We start from the raw sequence: 19706 nt of genomic DNA on the forward strand, positions 1-19706 counted from the left end.
TCTGTCGCCGACGGGAATCCGTGAAACGCTCGGAAACGCCCTGGCGCCAGCGACAAGACCGAAGGTTCTGCCTAAACGCAGACGGCCACCCGAAGGTGGCCGTCTGCCGCAGTGACGCGCTGCCTGTCTTATTCGGCGGCAGCAGCGGCGGCGGCCGCCTTGGCCTTGGCGTTGCCAGCCAGGTCTTCCTTGATGCGCGCCTTCTTGCCCTCCAGGCCACGCAGGTAATACAGCTTGCTGGCGCGCACGGCACCGCGGCGCTTGACCTCGACCGACTCGATCGCCGGGCTGTGGGTCTGGAACACGCGCTCAACACCGTAGCCGTGGGAAATCTTGCGCACGGTGAAGGAGGAGTTCAGGCCGGCATTCTTCTTGGCGATCACCACGCCCTCATAGGCCTGCACGCGCTCGCGGTTGCCTTCCTTCACCTTGACGTTGACGACGACGGTATCGCCAGGACCAAACTCGGGCAGCTGACGGGCCACCTGGGCAGCTTCAAAGTCCTGGACAAGGGTATGGATCGAGGGCTTGTTCATTGGGATCAACCTGTCTTGAGTCGTTGCGTACCTTGAGTACGCGCCTGTTGGAATCGTTGTTGCGCGAGTGCACGCGGACCCGCGTCATGGCATGAAAAACACATCTGGGCAAACAAGCCCAGCCGCGCATTATAGCAGAAAACCGTTCCTGTTTGCCGACTGGACACCCCGGAAAACCGTGGATTGACCTTGATGCCCCCGGATCAGATCCGGGACACCCTCATCCAGGGATGGCCTGCCTCAGGCATCCCCGTCCGGCGGCTCGCCGGTGGCCTGCACCCACTGGGCGCGAAAGGCCTCCAGCAGGGCGCGGTCCTGGGCCGACAGCGAGGCTTCGTCAAGCAAATCCGGGCGCCGCAACCAGGTGCGGCCCAGTGCCTGTTGCCGCCGCCAGCGGGCGATCCGCGCATGATCTCCCGAGAGCAGAACCTCCGGCACACGCCCCAGGGCATGCTCGACAGGCCGTGTGTAATGCGGGCAATCCAGCAGGCCGTCCTCACCGAAACTGTCCTGCCCCGCCGACTCGGCATCGCCCAGCGTGCCGTCCAGCAGCCGCGCCACGGCATCGATCACCACCGCGGCAGCCAGCTCGCCCCCGGACAGAACGTAATCACCGATCGACAGCTCTTCGTCCACCTCGGCCTGAATCAGCCGCTCGTCCACGCCCTCGTACCGGCCGCACAGCAGAATCAGGCGCGGACGGGTGGCCAGTTCGCGCACCTTGCGTTGATCCAGCCGCTGCCCCTGCGGGCTTAAGTAAATCACCCGTGCCGGGGCGGGATCGGCCGCACGTGCCGCGGCCAGCGCCGCACGCAGCGGATCAATCATCATCACCATGCCGGGGCCACCCCCAAACGGCCGATCATCGACCCGGCGATAGTTGCCTTCCGCAAAATCACGCGGGTTCCAGCCATGCAGCGTCAGCAGGCCGCGCTCACCGGCGCGCCCCACCACCCCATGCCCGGCCAGTTGGGCCACGAACTCGGGGAACAGGCTGATGACATCGAACCGCATGGATCAGAAGTCCGCGTCCCACTCGACGGTGATGCAACCGGCGTGCAGATCGACATCGCGGACATACTCCGGACGGGCAAACGGGATCATCCGCTCGCGCTCCCCCTGCACCACCATCACGTCATTGGCGCCATTGTTGAACAGGTACGCCACTGTGCCGAACAGGACGCCTGCGGTATTGACCACCCGCAAACCTTCCAGATCGACCCAGTAGTACTGGCCCGGCGGCAGCGGCGGCAGCGCACTACGTGGCACCTGAATCTCCACACCACGCAGCCGCTCGGCCGCATCGCGATCGGTGATGCCGGGCAGAGTCGCAATCAGGCCCTTGCTGCCGGCACGCACCCTCGCCCCGGTGCAGACCTGTTCCTCGCCACGCCCGTTGCGCAACACCCAGGGCTGATAGCGGGCAATGGCGCGCGGCGGGTCGGTATAGCTTTCCAGCTTGACCTCGCCGCGCACGCCGAACGCACCGTGCAGGCGGCCTACGGTGATCATCCGTTCGCCGACTGACGGCGCGTTCATGTCGCTCACGAGGAGGGCGCTCAGGCCCCGTACGGTCAGGCTGCCTTGGCTGCTTGCCGGTAGAGATCAGCGACCTTGTCGGTCAGCTGGGCACCCTTGTCAAGCCAGTACTTGACGCGCTCCACGTCCAGCTCGACCCGCTTTTCCTGACCCTTGGCCACCGGGTTGTAGTACCCGAGCCGCTCGATATTGCGGCCGTCGCGCGGGCTGCGGCTGTCAGTGACGATGATGTGGTAAAAGGGGCGCTTCTTGGCGCCGCCACGGGTGAGACGGATCTTGACCATGTGCGTGTTTCATCCAGCGGCCGGGATGGCCGGGTAAGCGCGGAATGATAGCCGACTTTCCCGGCAAAACCAATGCCTTGCAGGGGACGCGTGCGCTCAGGGGCGAGCGAACACCAGCGCCGCGTTGGTGCCACCAAAGCCAAAGCTGTTGGACATCACCACATCGAGCCGTGCCGGCCGGCTGCTGCGCACGATCGGGAAATCCGCCGCCTGCGGATCCAGCGTCTCGATGTTGGCCGAACCGGCAATGAAGCCGTCGCGCAGCATCAGCAGGCAGTAAATCGCTTCGTGCACACTGGCGGCACCCAACGAATGCCCGCTCAGCGCCTTGGTCGACGACAGCGGTGGCAGATCAGCCCCGAACACGGCGCGCACAGCGTTCAGTTCAACGATGTCCCCCAGCGGTGTCGATGTCCCGTGGGTATTGAGGTAATCCACCCGGCGGTCCAGGCCGGCCAGCGCCATCTGCATGCAGCGCACCGCTCCTTCGCCACTGGGGGCGACCATGTCGGCACCATCGCTGGTCACGCCATAACCGACCAGCTCGGCATGGATGTGGGCCCCGCGCGCCACGGCATGCTCCCACTCCTCCAGCACCAGCATGCCGCCCCCGCCGGCGATCACAAACCCGTCACGGCCGGCGTCGTAAGGACGCGAGGCACGCTCGGGGGTGTCGTTGTAGCTGGTGGAGAGCGCACCCATTGCGTCGAACATGGCGGTCATGGTCCAGTGCAGATCTTCACCACCACCGGCAAACACCACATCCTGCACGCCATGGCGAATCAGGTCGGCAGCCGCACCGATGCAGTGCGCCGAGGTCGCACAGGCCGCACTGATGGAATAGCTGACGCCCTTGATATGAAAGGCCGTCGCCAGGTTGGCTGAAACCGTCGACCCCATCGTGCGCGGCACCATGTACGGGCCGACTTTGCGCACCCCACGGCTGCGGACGATGTCAGCGGTTTCCACCTGCCAGTGGCTGGATCCCCCTCCAGACCCGGCGATCAGCCCGGTGCGGGGATGGCACACCTGATCGTCCTGCAAACCGGCATCCAGGATGGCTGCGCGCATCGCCACATAGGCGTAAGCCGCTGCATCACTCATGAAACGCTTGAGCTTGCGGTCGATGACGGCATCCAGATCAAGATCAATCACACCCCCCACTTGGCTGCGCAAGCCGTGTGCCACGGCATCGGGCAGGAGGCGAATCCCCGAACGTCCCTCGCGCAGGGCCGCCGAGACGGTATTGAGGTCATGACCCAGGCAGGAGACGATCCCCATGCCGGTGATGGCAACGCGGCGCATGGTCAAAGGGTATCCGTGGACGTGAACAGACCGACCCGAAGGTCTTTGGCAATGTAGATTTCGCGGCCATCCACCAGGGTGCGGGCGTCAGCCTGCGCCATCACCAGCCGGCGGTTGATGACCCGAGCGATGTCGATTTCATAGGTCACCCGTTTGGCCGTGGGCAGCACCTGCCCGCTGAACTTGACCTCGCCACATCCCAGCGCACGCCCGCGCCCCGGCGCCCCCAGCCAGGTCAGATAGAACCCGACCAGCTGCCACATCGCGTCCAGCCCCAGACACCCCGGCATCACCGGGTCACCGATGAAGTGGCACTGGAAAAACCAGAGATCCGGCCGTATGTCGAGTTCGGCACGCACGAAGCCCTTGCCATAGGCGCCACCGTGATCATTGATCTCCACGATCCGGTCGAACATCAGCATCGGATCGGCCGGCAACCGGGCATCCGTGTTGGCAAACAGCTCGCCGCGTGCACTGGCCAGAAGCTGCTCGCGGGTAAAGGAAGAAGCGCGGGTCATTCATGGCCCCCAGAATTGGAGCGTTGATTCTAAACACCGCACCTTCGACATACCTAGACGTATGCAACCATCGGCCACACGGCGTCACCACGCAGCGCCACAAACGCGACAGCGGCGACATGAAATCGTCTGCAGCGGCACCCCGACGTGCGGTATTTGTATAAGCTCGGCGATGACGAAGACCCTCTGATTGCACCGGAGTTCGCCGGCCTTGGATGCGACTTACGGATGCGAGTCCGGACATACGCCGCACTCGACGTGATCAGGCCTTCTCAAGACAAAACAGCCTTACGCCGTATAGTCTGAACCGGCTGCCGGGAACCCCGGCGTTTTTTCCATGTTTGCGGAGCATCCGTGACACACCCCACCCCTGCCTCGCTGCTGACCATCTTTGGCGCCACTGGCGACCTGTCCCGGCGCATGTTGCTGCCTTCGCTTTATCACCTCCAGGCCGAAGGGTTGCTGCCTGAGGATCTGCGCATCCTGGCCACAGCGCGCACCGAGATGACACGGGACAGCTTCCTGCAACTGGCCGCCGAAAGCATCCACGCGCGCGATCCTGGTGCGCGGCCAGATGACGCCGCACTGCAGGGTTTACTGCAGCGTATCGACTATCTCCCCGCAGGGACCGACGATGCCGGTTCGATGCAGGCATTGGCGGCACAGATCCAGCGTCTGCGCCGGGGCGATGTGCTTTATCACCTAAGCACGGCGCCGAAGTTCTATGGCGCGATCTGCCAGGCGTTGGCAGCGCATGGCGCCGCCGGCGCCGGCACCCGGGTGATGCTGGAAAAACCGATCGGCAACGATCTGGCCAGTGCGGTTGCCATCAATGATGCAGTTGCCCGTGCCTTCGACGAATCGCGCATCTATCGGGTCGATCATTACCTGGGCAAGGAAGGCGTGCAGAACCTGATCGCACTGCGCTTCGGGAACGCCCTGTTTGAACCGCTGTGGAACTCGCGCCAGATCGAACAGGTGCAGATCACCGTGGCAGAAACGGTTGGGGTGGAAGGTCGCGGCGACTACTACGACGAAGCCGGCGCGCTGCGCGACATGGTGCAGAACCATCTGCTGCAGCTGCTGTGCCTGGTGGCGATGGAGCCCCCAGCCCGGTTCGACCCCACCGCTGTCCGTAACGAAAAAATCAAGGTGCTGCGCTCGCTGCGCGCCATCGACCAGCACAGCGTGACCAGCGAGACGGTGCGCGGCCAGTACAGCGCCGGCGCGATCGAAGGACGACTGGTGCCGGGGTATGCGGAAGAACTGGGGCGTCCCAGTCAGACGGAAACATTCGTCGCTCTGCGCGCCCATATCGACAACTGGCGCTGGTCAGGCGTGCCGTTCTACCTGCGCACCGGCAAGCGCCTGCCGTCACGCAGCACCGAGATTTACCTGCAATTCCGTAAAGTCCCGCATTCCATTTTTGGTGGCGCAGCCGCAGCAGACATGCGCCCCAACGGCCTGCTGATCAAGCTGCAACCGGAGGAGCGCATCGAGCTTGCCCTGATGAGCAAGACCCCGGGGCTGGACCGACATGGTCTGCGCCTGTCGCAAGTGACACTGGATCTGGATTTCCACCAGGAATTCCGCCACGCGCCGCGGCGTATTGCCTACGAGCGGCTGTATCTGGACGCCATCGAAGGCAATGGCACCCTGTTCGTGCGCCGCGATGAAACCGAGGCAGCCTGGGAGTGGGTGGATGCCATCGCGGAGGGTTGGCGAGAGGCCGGGTTTGCCCCTCGTCCCTACCCTGCCGGCACCTGGGGGCCGGGTGCAGCGGTCGCCCTGCTCGACCGACTAGGCCATGCCTGGCGGGAGTGAACGCGATGCTGCCTGCGTCTTCGCCCCACACGTTCCACAGCTATGCCGATGCCGATGCGCTGGCCACACAGCTGGCACAGACACTGACGGCCGCCTGCCATGCCGCCATCGACGCGCGCGGACGGGCGTGGCTTGCGCTGGCCGGTGGCCGCACCCCACTGCCGGTCTACGCCCGGCTGGCCGCCGCCGGATTGGGGCCGATCGAGGCCATCCCGACCGACGAGCGCTGCGTGCCGCACAGCGATCCTGCCTGCAATCTGCACCAGCTCCGTGTGGCGCTTGCCGGAAACCCAGAGATCACCGTGCACCCATTGACCTGCGCGGATGGCGACCCTGTGCGCTCGCTTGATCTGAGCCGCACCTGGCTGGCCCGCCATCCGGCGCCGTTCGACCTGGTGCTGCTGGGGATGGGCAACGACGGCCACATCGCCTCGTTGTTTCCGGGCGCGGCCAATCTCAGCGAAGGGCTGGCACTGGAGCGCGGGACGGACGTGATCGCCAGCGTGCCCGATCCACTCCCGCCGGAAGCCCCGTATCCGCGAATCAGCCTTACCCTGGCCCGGCTGCTGCACGCCCGCGCTATCCACCTGCTCGCCACCGGTCAGCACAAGCGACAGGTGCTTACGCAGGTACTCACGGATCCGCAGTGCCACCTGCCAGTCGCCGCATTGCTGCGGGCAGGCACGCCGATCCAGATTCACTGGAGCCCCTGATGTCCACCGTTCCCCTGCATCCCGTCGTCGAACGTGTCACTGCCCGCATCATCGCGCGCAGCCGCAGCAGCCGTGCCGACTATCTGGCCCGCATGGCGGCCGCCCGTGCCCAGGGGCCCTATCGCTACCGGCTCTCCTGCGGCAACCTGGCGCATGCCTTTGCCGCAGCCGGCACGGACAAACCGACCTTGCGCAGCGGACATAGCGGCAATATCGGCATCGTCACCGCCTACAACGACATGCTCAGCGCCCATCAGCCGATGGAGCATTACCCGGCACTGATTCGCATGGCCGCCCGCAACGCTGGCGGCAGCGCACAAGTCGCCGGTGGCGTGCCGGCGATGTGCGACGGCATCACCCAGGGCCGCGACGGCATGGAGCTGTCGCTGTTCTCCCGTGACGTGATTGCCATGGCCACCGCCGTTGCGCTCTCGCACGACGCCTTCGACGCGGTGCTTTGCCTGGGGGTATGCGACAAGATCGTGCCCGGCCTTTTGATCGGGGCGCTGAGCTTTGGTCACCTGCCGGTGATCTTCGTGCCGGCCGGCCCGATGCCATCCGGCATCCCCAACCGCAAGAAAGCCGAGGTCCGCCAGCGCTACGCGCTGGGCCAGGCCAGCCGTGACGAGCTGCTGGACGCAGAGGCGGCCTCCTACCATGCGCCCGGCACCTGTACGTTCTACGGGACAGCCAACTCCAACCAGATGCTGATGGAGGTCATGGGCCTGCACATGCCTGGGGCTGCCTTCGTTCCACCCAATACACCGCTACGTGACGCCCTCACCGTCGCGGCAGCCGAACAGGCCCTTCGGATCACCGCGCTCGGCCCCGACTACCGGCCGTTGGCACACACCCTCGACGAAAAAGCCATCGTCAATGCCATGGTCGGCCTGGCCGCTACCGGCGGCTCCACCAATCACACGCTGCACCTGGTGGCAATCGCACGCGCCGCCGGCATCCTGATCGACTGGGACGATTTCGATGCCCTGTCGCGCGCCACCCCATTGCTGGCACGCATCTACCCCAATGGCGAAGCCGACGTGAATCAGTTCGAGGCAGCCGGCGGGCTGGGCTTTCTGATCCGCGAGTTGCTGGATGCCGGCCTGCTGCACGAGGACATCGCCTGCGTGCATGGCGGCACGCTGCGCCAGCAGATGATGCAGCCGGTGCTGGACGATCTGACCCTGCGCTGGCAAGCGCCGCCCGCGCACTCGCGTGATCCAAGCGTGCTGCGGCCGCTGGCCGACCCGTTCGACCAGGAAGGCGGGCTGCGCCGGCTGCAGGGCAATCTCGGCCGGGCCGTGGTCAAGGTGTCAGCGGTGGCGCCCGCACTGCGCCGGATCGAAGCACCGGCACGCATATTCGACTCGCAGGACGCGGTGCTGGCTGCCTTCAAGGCCGGCGCTCTGGATGGCGATTTCGTCGCCGTGGTGCGCGGCCAGGGGCCGCGTGCCAACGGCATGCCCGAGCTGCACAAACTGATGCCCACCCTGGCGGCGTTGCAGGATCGCGGCCAGCGCGTCGCCCTGCTCACCGATGGCCGTCTCTCCGGAGCATCTGGCAAGGTGCTGGCGGCCCTGCACCTCACCCCGGAAGCCGCCGCTGGCGGCCCGCTGGCGAAACTGCGTGACGGCGACCTGGTCGTGATCGATGCCGATGCCGGCGTGCTGGAGGCACGGGTGGATGAGGCCCTCTGGCAGGCGCGCACCCCGGCCAGCCTGTCACTTTCCGGCAACCAGCATGGCACCGGCCGAGAACTGTTCGCGCTGATGCGCCACCATGTCGGCAGCGCCGAGGACGGCGCCTGCAGCCTGTTCGGATCGACCGCATGAACCCCAACACCCTGGCCCTGGTGGGCGATATTGGCGGCACCAACGCGCGCTTTGCACTGGTGGATCTGTCCGCCCCCGAGCTCACCCTGCGCGAGAGCCGCAGCCTGCCCAATGCCGACTTTGCCAGCCTGCAGCACGTCATCGAGCATTACCTGGATGCCGTCGGCGCGCGGCCGGCCCATGCCGCCCTGGCCGTGGCCTGCCCGGTGGGCAGTGACGAGATCCGCCTGACCAACCGTGCCTGGTCGTTCTCGCGCCGGGAACTGCAAGCCGCGCTGGGCCTGACCTCGCTGCGGATGCTCAACGATTTCGGCGCGGTGGCCTGGGCCATTCCAGCGCTTGCGCCGGAGCACCTGGTCACCCTGCATGGCAACCCGCAGGCCCCGCTGCAAGGGCCGATCAGCGTACTTGGCCCGGGCACCGGGCTGGGCGTGGCCCTGCTGCTGGGCGACGCGGATCACGGCTGGCAGGTGGTGGAAACTGAAGGTGGCCACATCGGCTTTGCACCGATCGGCGATGAAGAGCGCGCAATCTCCGCCTGGCTCACTGCCCAGCACGGCCGCACCTCGAACGAACGCCTGCTGTGCGGCAAGGGGCTGTCGGAGATCGATCTGGTCCTGCGCGGCGCAGCGGTGCTGCCCACCGCCAACCTGCTGCCCGGGGAAAGCACCCTGCAGCGCCCCGCCCTGCGCGACCCGGCCACCATCGTCGCCGCCGCCCTCGACGGCCACGACCTGCCCGCACGCCGGACACTGGCACGGTTTTGCGCGGTGCTGGGCAGCGTGGCTGGCGACTGCGCACTGATCCATGGGGCCCGCCGGGTGGTGATCGCGGGCGGCATCGTGCCGCGCTTCATCCCATTTCTACGCAGCAGTGCTTTCCGCGAACGGTTCCTGGCCAAGGGCCGGATGGCCACCCTGCTGGAATCCGTGCCGATCCAGGTCATCACCCATCCCCACCCCGGCCTGCTCGGCGCGGCCTGCGCACTGCGTCACGCGAAGGAGTGAACATGTTGGAGACGGCCACCCATACCGCCCAGGTCGATGCGATGTTGACACGTGCGCCGGTCATCCCGGTGCTGACCGTGGAACGGCTGGACGATGCCCTGCCGCTCGGCCAGGCCCTGGTCGATGCCGGCCTGCCGGTGCTGGAGGTGACGCTGCGCACGCCCTGTGCCCTGGCGGCCATCGCCCGGATGGCTCGTGAGCTGCCCGGAGCGTGTGTCGGCGCTGGCACGGTGCTGAGCGCGGACGACCTCCAGCGCGTGCAGGAGGCCGGGGCGGCGTTCGCCATCGCCCCCGGTGCCACTGAGTCGCTGTATGCCGCCGGCATGGCCAGCGCCATCCCGTTGATTCCGGGTGTGGCCACCGCCTCGGAGGTCATGCGTGGGCTTGAACATGGCTGGCAGCGGTTCAAGTTCTTCCCGGCGGAGGCCAGTGGCGGCGTGGCGGCCCTGAAGGCGCTGGCCGGCCCGCTGCCGCAGGCCAAGTTCTGTCCGACCGGCGGGATCGACAGTCGCAATGCCACCGCGTATCTGGCGCTGCCCAATGTGCTTTGCGTCGGCGGCTCCTGGATGGTGCCCCGGGAAGCGATCCAGACCGGTGACTGGACACGGATCGGCACGCTGGCGCGTGCGGCCGCCACATTGCCGCGCTGACCGGCTCAACCGCAGCCGTTGCAGCCGCCGCAATGGCGGTCGTGACTGGCCGCAGGAGGCGCCAGCCAGCCCGCCAGCCGGCGCAGCCAGGCCGGGCCGCCGATCCGCAGCAGTAACAGCGCCAGCCCCAACCGCAGCCGGCGCAGCAGCCCCGGACACTGCTTGCGCAGCACCACACCCGCACTGACCAGCACCGCCAGCGCGATCATGAGCTCCTGCAGACGCAGCGGAATCTGCATCAGCCGCCTCCCAGTGCCAGCGTGATTCGGTACGTCAGCAGCGATGCCAGATAGGCCAGCGCGAACAGGTAGCCCGCGGCGAATGCCGTCTGCTTCCAGGAATGGGTTTCGCGCCGGATCGTGACCAGCGTGGACAGGCACTGTGGCGCGTAGATGTACCAGACCAGCAGGGACAGCCCGGTCGCCAGCGGCCACTGCTGCTGAAGAATCGGCAACAAAGCCTGCGCGGCCGCATCATCGCTGCCCGTCGAGAGGGCATACACGGTGGCCAGCGACGACACCACCACCTCGCGTGCCGCCAGCCCAGGAATCAGGGCGATACTGATCTGCCAGTTGAAGCCGATCGGCGCAAACAAATACGCCAGCCCATGCCCGATCCGGCCGGCCAGGCTGTAATCAATGGCCGGGCCAGAGGCACCTGCCGGCGGTGCCGGGAAGCTGAGCAGAAACCACAGCAGGATGGTCAGCGCAAGGATGATGCCACCCACCCGCTTGAGAAAGATCATCGCCCGCTCCCACAAGCCGATGGCCAGATCGCGCGGATGCGGCAGCCGGTACGAGGGCAGCTCCAGCAGCAACGGATGCTCGCCCTGATCCCGGCGCCAGCGCTTCATCACCCAGGCCACCGCCAGCGCGCTGAGGATGCCGGCGACGTACAGCCCGAACAGCACCAGGCCCTGCAGGTTGAGCACGCCCAGCACCGGCCGCTGCGGGATGAACGCGCCGATCAGCAGGGTGTAGATCGGCAACCGCGCCGAGCAGGTCATCAACGGCGCCACCAGGATCGTGGCCAGCCGGTCACGCGGGTCCTGGATGGTACGCGTGGCCATGATGCCGGGCACCGCGCAGGCGAAGCTGGACAGCAGCGGGATGAAACTGCGGCCGGACAGGCCCGCCGCCGCCATCGGCCGATCCAGCAGAAACGCCGCCCGCGGCAGATAGCCGGATTCTTCCAGCGCCAGGATGAAGAAGAACAGGATCAGGATCTGCGGCAGGAACACCACCACGCCACCCATGCCGGCGATCACCCCATCCACCAGCAGGCTGCGCAGCGGCCCGTCGGCAAGTAAACCGCCGACCAGATCCCCGGCCCAGCCGGTGATCTGTTCGATGCCATCCATCAGCGGCGCGGCCCAGGCATAGACCGCCTGGAAAATCAGAAACATCACCGCCGCCAGGGCGACAAACCCGAAGACCGGGTGCAGCAGCCAGCGATCCAGCGCCTCGTCGATGGCCGCAGTGCGGCGCGGCATCCGCACCACCAGCGCCAGAATCCGCCGCACCTCCTGATGCAGCGTGTCCTCGTCAGGCAAGGCGACAGGCTGCACCGGGTCTGCGGGCATCCGCTCGAGCTGTTCCCGCAATGCCCGGGCGCCATCGCGACGGATCGCGATGGTCTCCACCACCGGCACGCCCAGTTCGCGCTGAAGCGCCGCCACGTCAATGGCGATCCCACGCCGGCGCGCCACATCACACATGTTCAGCGCCACCACCATCGGCTTGCCCAGCGACCGCAGCTCCAGCACGAACCGCAGATGCAGCCGCAGGTTGGTGGCATCGACCACGCAGACCAGCACATCGGGAGCCGGCTCACCCGGGTAGAACCCGCGGATGACATCGCGGGTGACCGCTTCGTCCAGGCTGGCCGCATGCAGGCTGTAGGCGCCGGGCAGATCCAGCACCACCACGCTGCGGCCGGACGGCAGGAAAAACTGCCCCTGCTTACGCTCGACCGTCACCCCGGCATAGTTGGCCACTTTCTGGCGGCTGCCGGTGAGCAGATTGAACAGCGCGGTCTTGCCGCAGTTGGGATTCCCCACCAGCGCGACCCGCAATGGCGGCTGCAATGCGGCGTTCATGCCACGCCCTGACCGTTGCGCAGACGCACCCGCGCTGCCTCGACCCGGCGCAAGGCAAAGCGGGTGAAGCCGACCTGCACCAGCAGCGGGTCGCCACCCAGCGGCCCTTCGGCCAGCACTTCGACCTGCTCGCCGGCGACAAAGCCGAGTTCACGCAGACGCCGCGCCACTGCATCGTTGGGGGCATGCGCCTCCACCGTCTCGACGATCGCCGGATACCGCCGCGGGAGTTGGTTCAGCCACATGCGAATGCGCACAAATGGGAATTGTTCTCAATCTTAGCATTCCCCCAAGCACTCGCCTTGATCCTGCTCAAGCCGCGCGCGACTGCATTCAGGAATCCACCACGGGCGCAAATCCGGGGGGTTCCTTATCATTCGGGTTTGCCCACACGACCTGCCCGCCCATGCCGACCTCGCTGCACCTGCTCCGCGACAGCCCGCTGGCCCGACTGCGCCTGGCCCGCGGCTCACTGCACAACGCGTTTGATGCCGCGCTGATTGCCGAACTGACGGCGGCGCTGGAGAGCCTTGCCACCGACCCGTCCGTGCGGGTGGTGGTGCTGGAAGGCGAAGGCCCCTCGTTCTCGGCCGGTGCGGATCTGCACTGGATGCGCGCGATGGCCGCCGCCAGCGAGGAAGAAAACCGCGAAGATGCCCTGGCCCTGGCCCGGCTCATGCGCACCCTCGACACCCTGCCCAAACCCACCATCGCCCGCGTTCACGGTGCGGCGTTTGGCGGCGGCGTCGGATTGATCGCCTGCTGCGACATCGCCATCGGCGTGCCCGAGGCCAAATTCGGCCTGACCGAAAGCCGGCTGGGTCTGCTGCCGGCGGTGATCTCGCCCTATGTGATCGCCGCCATCGGCCCGCGCCAGGCACGCCGTTATTTCGCCACTGCCGAACTCTTCGATGCCGCCGAGGCGCTGCGGATCGGCCTGCTGCATCAGGTGGTGCCCGCCAATGAGCTGGATGCGGCGGTGCAGCGCCAGATCGACCTGCTGCTGAAGGCCGGGCCCCTTGCCGCCGCCAGCGCCAAGCAGCTGGTGCGGTCGGTGTGCGCGCATACCGACAGCGCCCGCCATGACGCCGACAATGCCGCGCTGATCGCCCGCCTGCGGGTGTCGCCGGAAGGCCAGGAAGGCATCACCGCGTTCCTGGAAAAACGCCCACCCCACTGGATTGCACGCTGATGTTCGACCGCCTGCTCATCGCCAACCGCGGCGAAATCGCCTGCCGGGTCATCCGCACCGCACGCCGGCTCGGCATTCACACCATCGCCGTGTTCTCCGACGCCGATGCCGACGCCCAGCACGTGCGGCTGGCCGACGAGGCGCACCACATCGGTGGCCCGCGCCCACAGGACAGCTACCTGCGCGGTGACGCCATCCTCGACGTCGCCAGGCGCACCGGCGCCCAGGCGATCCACCCCGGCTACGGCTTTCTCTCCGAAAACGCCGACTTCGCCGATGCGGTGCAGGCCGCCGGGCTGGTGTTCGTCGGCCCGCCGGGCGCGTCGATGCGCCGGATGGGCAGCAAGGCCGGCGCCAAGGACCTGATGGCCGCCGCCGGCGTGCCGGTGGTGCCGGGCTATACCGGCGAGGACCAGTCGCCCGAGCGACTGCAACGCGAGGCCGACCGCATCGGCTATCCGCTGATGATCAAGGCCGCCCACGGCGGCGGCGGCAAGGGCATGCGCATCGTGCGCAGCGCCGAGGAGTTCCCGGCGCTGCTGGAAAGCTGCCAGCGCGAGGCGAAAAATGCCTTCGGCCGCGACCGGGTGCTGCTGGAACGCTACATCGAGCATCCCCGCCACATCGAGATCCAGGTATTTGCCGACCACCACGGCGGCGTCATCCACCTGGGCGAGCGCGAATGCTCGGCGCAGCGCCGCTACCAGAAGGTGCTGGAGGAATCCCCCTCGCCGTTCCTCACCCCGGCGCTGCGCACGGCCATGGGCGAGGCCGCCGTGCAAGCCGCTCGCGCCATCGGCTATGTCAATGCCGGCACGGTGGAGTTCATCGTCGCACCGTCCGGCGAGTTCTACTTCATGGAGATCAACACCCGGCTGCAGGTGGAGCACCCGGTCACCGAGCTGGTCACCGGGCTCGATCTGGTCGAATGGCAGCTGCGCATCGCCGCGGGCGAACCGCTGCCGCTGGCGCAGCAGGACATCCGCCAGCACGGCCACGCCATCGAAGTGCGGCTGTACGCGGAAGACCCGGACGCCGGCTTCCTGCCGGGCTCGGGCACGCTGCGCACCCTGCACCTGCCTGCCCCCTCGCGCCACGTGCGGATCGATTCGGGCGTGATCGAAGGCGATACCGTCACCATCTTCTATGACCCGATGATCGCCAAGCTGATCGTCTGGGACGAGGATCGCCCGCGCGCACTGGCGCGCCTGCGCGAGGCGCTGGCGCAGTGCCAGGTGCAAGGGCCCAAATCCAATGTCGCGTTCCTGGAACGGCTGGCGCGCCATCCCGCCGTGGTGGAAGGCCGCATCGACACCGGCTACCTCGACCGCCATCTGGACGAATTCCTGACCCCGACGACACTGGACATACCGGCGCTCCTGGCCGCTGCCACCGCCTGTCTATTGACCCAGGAATCCGATGCCCGCCTTGCCAGCGCCCAGACTGCCGACCCTGCCTCGCCCTGGGCCTTGACCGACGGCTGGCGGCTGGGTCATGCCGGCGCGCGCCGGCTGCGCCTGCAGCATGGCGGGCAAGACCTGACCCTGCTGGCACAAGGCGACAACGGCCACTATCAGATCGACCACGCCGGCCAGAGGCACGCGGTGGACGCGGCGCGGCTGGAGGCCGGCGAACTCAGCGCCCGCATCGACGGCGTGATGCGGCGCTATCGGGTGCACTGCAGCACCGACGCCGTCACCGTCCACGACGGCAGCACCCGGCTGCACCTGCAACGCGTGGACGAACGCCACCAGACCCACCATGCCGGCAGCAGCGGCGATCAGGCCATCCGCGCCCCGATGCCGGGCCGGGTGGTGCTGGTACAGGCCAGCCCTGGCGAGCCGGTCAAGGCCGGCCAGGTGGTGCTGGTGCTGGAAGCGATGAAGATGGAGCTGGCCCTCAAGGCCCCACGCGATGGCGTGCTGGCCGAGCTGCGTACCGCGGCCGGCGAGTTCGTCGATGCCGATGCCGTCCTGGCCACTCTGGAGGAATGAGCCATGGCCCTGCCTGCCTCGGTTCGCATCGTCGAAGTCGGCCCGCGTGACGGGCTGCAAAACGAGAAAGTCGATATCGGCACCGCCGCCAAGATCGAACTGATCGACCGCCTCTCGCGCACTGGCCTGCGCACCATCGAGGCCACGGCCTTCGTCAGCCCGAAATGGGTGCCGCAGATGGCCGACGCCGAGCAGGTACTGGCCGGCATCACCCGTGTTCCCGGCGTGTCGTACCCGGTGCTGGTGCCGAACGAACAGGGCTATCTGCGCGCCCGCGCCGCCGGCGCCACCGAAGTGGCGGTGTTCACGGCGGCCTCCGAAGCATTCAACCGAAAGAACACCAACGCCAGCATTGCCGAATCGCTGGAACGCTTCGCGCCGGTACTGGAACGCGCCCGCGCCGACGGCGTCAAGGTGCGCGGCTACGTCTCCACCGTGCTCGGCTGCCCGTACCAGGGCGAGGTGCCGCTGGCCGAGGTGGTGCGCGTTGCCCGCGCCCTGCATGCGATGGGCTGCTACGAGATCTCGCTGGGCGACACCATCGGTGTCGGCACGCCCGGCAAGGCACGGGCGATGCTGCGGGCGGTGGCGGCCGAGGTTCCGATCGAGGCGCTTGCCGTGCACTTCCATGACACCTACGGGCAGGCGCTGGCGAACGTGCTGGCCTGCCTGGAAGAAGGGGTGTCGGTGGTGGACAGCGCGGTGTCAGGCGCCGGCGGCTGCCCCTACGCCAAGGGAGCCAGCGGCAACGTGGCCAGCGAAGACGTGGTGTACATGCTGCATGGCCTGGGCATTGCCACCGGCATCGACCTGCCACTGCTGGCCGAAACCGGCCGCTGGCTGGCCGGCCTGCTCGGCCGCGAGACTGGCAGCAAGGTCGGTCGCGCCCTGCAGGGAGCCGCTGCGTCATGATGTCGTCCATGCCAGACGTGACCATCCGCCCGATCCAGCCCGATGATGACGCCGCCATCGCCGCCATCATCCGCACCGTGATGCCCGAATTCGGGGCTGTCGGCCAAGGCTTTGCCATCACGGATCCGGAAGTGGACTGGATGAGCCGCGCGTATGCCGCGCCACGCCATGCCTATTTCGTGGTGGAGCGCGACGGCCGGGTGCTGGGCGGCGGCGGCATCGCCCCGCTGGCCGGCGGGCCGGACGATGTCTGCGAGCTACGCAAGATGTATTTCCTGCGCGAAGCCCGTGGTCTCGGCGCCGGCACGGCCCTGATGGCGCGCTGCCTGGATGCCGCGCGCAGCTTCGGTTTCCGCCAGTGCTATCTGGAAACCCTCACCGGCATGGACGCGGCGATGCGGCTGTACGAGCGCAGCGGCTTCCGCCGCATCGACGCCCCGATGGGCGCCACCGGGCACGGCGGCTGCGACCGCTTCTACCTGCGCGATGTGTAGCGCCGCCTGCCCCGCGGCCGGCATCCGCTAAAATCGCGGCTTTCCCGCTGAAGGACATTCCGCATGCAGCTTTCCAACGTCCGCGCCGTCGTCACCGGCGGTGTTTCCGGCCTGGGGTTGGCCGTGGCCCGCTATCTGGTGGCCCACGGCGGCAAAGTTGCCCTGTTCGATCTCAATGACGAAAAAGGCGCCTCCGCCGTTGCCGAACTTGGGCAGGAAAACGCCCGTTACCTGCAGACCAATGTCACCGATGAAACCCAGGTGACGGCCAACGTGGCGGCCGCGCGCGAATTCCTGGGCGGCCTGAATGCCTGCATCAACTGCGCCGGCATCCTGGGCGCCGGCCGCGTGCTCGGCAAGACCGGCCCGATGCCGCTTGCGCACTTCCAGACCACCGTGATGGTGAACCTGGTCGGCAGCTTCAACGTCGCCAAGGCCTGCGCCGACCTGATGCAGCACAACGACGCCGGCGCTGACGGCGAACGCGGCGTGATCGTCAACACCGCCTCAGTGGCCGCCTACGAAGGCCAGATCGGCCAGGCCGCCTATTCGGCCTCCAAGGCCGGGGTGGTCGGCATGACCCTGCCGATGGCACGCGAACTGGCCCGCTTCGGCATCCGCGTGATGACCGTGGCGCCCGGCGTGTTCTGGACACCGATGGTGGACGGCATGCCGGAGGACGTCCAGAAGTCGCTGGCGGCCACGATCCCCTTCCCCTCGCGGCTGGGCCGCCCGGACGAGTTTGCCGAGCTGGTCGGCCACATCCTGGTCAACCCCTACCTCAACGGCGAGACCATCCGCATCGACGGCGCAACCCGCCTGGCGCCGAAGTGAGCGGGTACGGCTCGCGCACGGAGCGCTGGGTGGCCACGCGCTGGCCGGCCATCCGCGCCCGCGGCATGTGGCGCTTCGTGCTGGTCAGAGGCGTGGCGCTCTGGGGCGGGCTGATGCTGGCGTTCATGGCCATCGTCGTGACCCTGCAGCTGGGCCCGTCGCATCCGCGCCTGCCGCTGGTGCTGGCCATCGCAGTGCCGCTGTGCGCACTGGGTGGCCTCGCCTGGGGGCTGCTCACCTGGATCTTCACCGAACGCATCTTCCACGCGATCCAACAACAGAAGAACACCCTCCCATGAAGGCTTACGACATCAAGAAGGGCAACGTCGTCGAATACAACGGCGGCGTGTACCAGATCCGCGACATCGAACGCAGCAGCCCGCAAGGCCGCGGCGGCAACGTTCGCTACCGTTTCACCATGTACTCCGTGCCGGGCGGCAGCAAGCTGGATGCCAGCTTCGATGCCGACGATGATCTGCGCGAAGTCGATCTGGTGCGCCGCCAGTGCACCTATTCCTACCGCGATGGCGATGCCTTCGTGTTCCTCGACGACGAGGACTACACCCCGTACACGCTGGATGCGGATGCAGTGGGCGACGCCGCGGGGTACATCGTCGATGGCCTGACTGGCATCTACGTGCAGCTGATCGACGACACCCCGGTGGCGATCCAGCTGCCGCAGTCGGTGGCGATCGAAGTCATCGACACCCCACCGGAGCTGAAAGGCGGCACCGCCACCAAGCGCCCGAAACCCGCCAAGCTGGCGACAGGCATCGAAATCATGGTGCCGGAATACATCGGCAACGGCGAAAAAGTGTGGGTCAACACCACCACCGGCGAGTTTGCCGGCCGCGCCGACTGACACATTCCCGCCACTTTCCGGAGATTCTCGTCGGCCATGGATGGCCGTGACCTGCGGCACTGAGCTGCACCACGCGAAACTGGGCAGCCGCCCCTAAAACTCCCAACCCACTGAGTTTCAATCAGCTTTCCCGGCTTCTTGGGTGGATTTCTCCCCGCCTACTGGCCGCCACCCGCTGACGTCTGGGAGTTTTGCAATGTTTGCCTGCCCGCCGCCGAGGGCGTCTTCCGCCTACGGTTTGACTCCATGACCGGCCTGCACCATCCGCTGGCGGTCACGCATCGTGCCCAAGAACCGGCAGCGCAAAGCAGCCCATGATTAGCCCAAGCTGTATGCCTGGCATGCGCCTGGGGTGGAATGCATCTGCAAGGTCAAGGCCAGACCGCCTTCAAAGCACCCGTGGCGGCTCAGATAGTTACCCAGCGCGATGGTATGCAAAACTGTGCCCATACCACAGCCGCAACATTCCTGGAAAATACCAACGGGCCGCATGACGGCTGTTCATGAAAGCAAGCTTCGCGCGACAAGCCCATGAGCGATCAGAAGAAGACACCCCAGGCACTGATTCCGACCTCATCCAGTTTGCCAACGGTGGCAGGTGAGCAAACGGGCGGCGGCATCCTGCAGCGCATGACCCAGGGGGCGCTGCAAGTGTGGCGGACCCGGCAAGCACTGGCACAACCGCGTCACCGCGTAGGCGAATACGAACTGTGTGAGCCGGACTATCAGCAGCTGCTGCTGTGGGCCGACCGCCTTGACCTTGAACCCGAAGAAGTATTGGCACGTTTGTCGGCCGCCAGAGCGGAGGCTTTCTTGGACACGGAAGAATCCTTGTGCTTGGTGGTACGTGAAGGGCATTTCCTGCAAATCGTCTGGGACGGCCAAGCCTTGCCGCTCCAAGCCTTCGAGTGGTTACCGGGCCTACAACTGGAAACCCTGGCTGTCATCCGTGCGATGCCCAGGTGGCCGGCAGAGCAGAAACTGCCATCACTAAGAAGACTTCAAGTTTCCAGTCTTGCGCTTGCATCACTCGACCTCACCCCCGTGCCGGGGCTGACGAAACTTGACTGCTCGGAGAACCAACTCACCGAGCTCGACCTCACCCCCGTGCC

Annotated in this window: 22 protein-coding genes; 13 read left to right on the plus strand and 9 right to left on the minus strand. The window is 66.9% G+C overall.

Features of this window, described 5'->3' with window-relative positions; genetic code table 11:
* Positions 1–128: 128 nt before the first annotated feature.
* The 6 genes from rplS to fabA form a co-directional block, all read right to left on the minus strand.
* Positions 129–536 carry a 50S ribosomal protein L19 gene (gene rplS / locus BUA29_RS06315; RefSeq protein WP_072755767.1) on the minus strand — a complete coding sequence of 136 codons (408 nt, stop codon included), beginning with the start codon at positions 534–536 and terminating at the stop codon, positions 129–131.
* 240 nt (positions 537–776) lie between these two features.
* Positions 777–1550 (minus strand): tRNA (guanosine(37)-N1)-methyltransferase TrmD, encoded by a 774-nt coding sequence (gene trmD / locus BUA29_RS06320; protein WP_072755768.1) that lies wholly within the window; start codon positions 1548–1550, stop codon positions 777–779.
* A 3-nt stretch (positions 1551–1553) separates the two neighbouring features.
* A complete protein-coding gene (gene rimM, locus BUA29_RS06325; protein ID WP_072755769.1) occupies positions 1554–2075 on the minus strand; it encodes a ribosome maturation factor RimM in 522 nt (173 codons plus the stop codon).
* A gap of 35 nt (positions 2076–2110) precedes the next feature.
* Positions 2111–2359 carry a 30S ribosomal protein S16 gene (gene rpsP / locus BUA29_RS06330; protein WP_072755770.1) on the minus strand — a complete coding sequence of 83 codons (249 nt, stop codon included), beginning with the start codon at positions 2357–2359 and terminating at the stop codon, positions 2111–2113.
* 96 nt (positions 2360–2455) lie between these two features.
* Positions 2456–3664, minus strand: coding sequence for a beta-ketoacyl-ACP synthase I (fabB, locus tag BUA29_RS06335; RefSeq protein ID WP_072755771.1), 1209 nt, complete (start codon positions 3662–3664; stop codon positions 2456–2458).
* A gap of 2 nt (positions 3665–3666) precedes the next feature.
* Positions 3667–4182, minus strand: coding sequence for a 3-hydroxyacyl-[acyl-carrier-protein] dehydratase FabA (gene fabA, locus BUA29_RS06340; RefSeq protein ID WP_072755772.1), 516 nt, complete (start codon positions 4180–4182; stop codon positions 3667–3669).
* Positions 4183–4536: 354 nt separating this feature from the next.
* On the opposite strand from fabA, the gene zwf reads away from it, so the two are divergent.
* The 5 genes from zwf to BUA29_RS06365 are packed head-to-tail and all read left to right on the plus strand — an operon-like array spanning position 4537 to position 10208.
* Positions 4537–6006, plus strand: coding sequence for a glucose-6-phosphate dehydrogenase (gene zwf, locus BUA29_RS06345; RefSeq protein WP_072755773.1), 1470 nt, complete (start codon positions 4537–4539; stop codon positions 6004–6006).
* A gap of 5 nt (positions 6007–6011) precedes the next feature.
* On the plus strand, positions 6012–6719 hold the full coding sequence (gene pgl, locus BUA29_RS06350) for a 6-phosphogluconolactonase (protein ID WP_072755774.1): 708 nt from the start codon (positions 6012–6014) through the stop codon (positions 6717–6719).
* Positions 6719–8551 carry a phosphogluconate dehydratase gene (gene edd, locus BUA29_RS06355; protein ID WP_072755775.1) on the plus strand — a complete coding sequence of 611 codons (1833 nt, stop codon included), beginning with the start codon at positions 6719–6721 and terminating at the stop codon, positions 8549–8551. The genes pgl and edd overlap by 1 nt, the downstream gene beginning before the upstream one ends.
* Positions 8548–9558 carry a glucokinase gene (gene glk / locus BUA29_RS06360; protein WP_072755776.1) on the plus strand — a complete coding sequence of 337 codons (1011 nt, stop codon included), beginning with the start codon at positions 8548–8550 and terminating at the stop codon, positions 9556–9558. Before edd ends, glk begins: the two co-directional genes overlap by 4 nt.
* Before the next feature lie 2 nt (positions 9559–9560).
* Positions 9561–10208: a bifunctional 4-hydroxy-2-oxoglutarate aldolase/2-dehydro-3-deoxy-phosphogluconate aldolase gene (locus tag BUA29_RS06365; protein WP_072755777.1), complete on the plus strand. Its 648-nt coding sequence runs from the start codon at positions 9561–9563 to the stop codon at positions 10206–10208.
* 5 nt (positions 10209–10213) lie between these two features.
* Here BUA29_RS06365 and BUA29_RS06370 read toward each other — a convergent pair whose 3' ends face one another.
* The 3 genes from BUA29_RS06370 to BUA29_RS06380 are packed head-to-tail and all read right to left on the minus strand — an operon-like array spanning position 10214 to position 12551.
* Positions 10214–10447, minus strand: a complete 234-nt coding sequence (locus tag BUA29_RS06370; protein ID WP_072755778.1) for a DUF6587 family protein — start codon at positions 10445–10447, stop codon at positions 10214–10216.
* Positions 10447–12306, minus strand: coding sequence for a ferrous iron transporter B (gene feoB / locus BUA29_RS06375; protein ID WP_072755779.1), 1860 nt, complete (start codon positions 12304–12306; stop codon positions 10447–10449). Before feoB ends, BUA29_RS06370 begins: the two co-directional genes overlap by 1 nt.
* Entirely contained in the window at positions 12303–12551 is a 249-nt protein-coding gene (locus tag BUA29_RS06380; RefSeq protein WP_072755780.1) for a FeoA family protein, read from the minus strand. The genes feoB and BUA29_RS06380 overlap by 4 nt, the downstream gene beginning before the upstream one ends.
* A 161-nt stretch (positions 12552–12712) precedes the next feature.
* On the opposite strand from BUA29_RS06380, the gene BUA29_RS06385 reads away from it, so the two are divergent.
* The 8 genes from BUA29_RS06385 to BUA29_RS12225 all read left to right on the plus strand — a co-directional run.
* Positions 12713–13498 carry an enoyl-CoA hydratase-related protein gene (locus tag BUA29_RS06385; protein ID WP_072755781.1) on the plus strand — a complete coding sequence of 262 codons (786 nt, stop codon included), beginning with the start codon at positions 12713–12715 and terminating at the stop codon, positions 13496–13498.
* Positions 13498–15492: an acetyl/propionyl/methylcrotonyl-CoA carboxylase subunit alpha gene (locus BUA29_RS06390; RefSeq protein ID WP_072755782.1), complete on the plus strand. Its 1995-nt coding sequence runs from the start codon at positions 13498–13500 to the stop codon at positions 15490–15492. Before BUA29_RS06385 ends, BUA29_RS06390 begins: the two co-directional genes overlap by 1 nt.
* Before the next feature lie 3 nt (positions 15493–15495).
* Positions 15496–16404: a hydroxymethylglutaryl-CoA lyase gene (locus tag BUA29_RS06395; RefSeq protein ID WP_072755783.1), complete on the plus strand. Its 909-nt coding sequence runs from the start codon at positions 15496–15498 to the stop codon at positions 16402–16404.
* An 8-nt stretch (positions 16405–16412) separates the two neighbouring features.
* Entirely contained in the window at positions 16413–16898 is a 486-nt protein-coding gene (locus tag BUA29_RS06400; protein ID WP_072755784.1) for a GNAT family N-acetyltransferase, read from the plus strand.
* 63 nt (positions 16899–16961) lie between these two features.
* Positions 16962–17732, plus strand: coding sequence for an SDR family NAD(P)-dependent oxidoreductase (locus BUA29_RS06405; protein WP_072755785.1), 771 nt, complete (start codon positions 16962–16964; stop codon positions 17730–17732).
* Positions 17733–17761: 29 nt separating this feature from the next.
* Positions 17762–18031 (plus strand): hypothetical protein, encoded by a 270-nt coding sequence (locus BUA29_RS06410; protein ID WP_143148830.1) that lies wholly within the window; start codon positions 17762–17764, stop codon positions 18029–18031.
* A complete protein-coding gene (gene yeiP, locus BUA29_RS06415) occupies positions 18028–18594 on the plus strand; it encodes an elongation factor P-like protein YeiP (protein ID WP_072755787.1) in 567 nt (188 codons plus the stop codon). The genes BUA29_RS06410 and yeiP overlap by 4 nt, the downstream gene beginning before the upstream one ends.
* A gap of 531 nt (positions 18595–19125) precedes the next feature.
* Positions 19126–19706, plus strand: a 581-nt coding sequence (locus BUA29_RS12225; RefSeq protein ID WP_178137901.1) for a hypothetical protein, incomplete at its 3' end; no start/stop codon positions are given.

Origin of the sequence: Thermomonas hydrothermalis (assembly GCF_900129205.1) — a bacterium.
Classification (GTDB): domain Bacteria; phylum Pseudomonadota; class Gammaproteobacteria; order Xanthomonadales; family Xanthomonadaceae; genus Thermomonas; species Thermomonas hydrothermalis.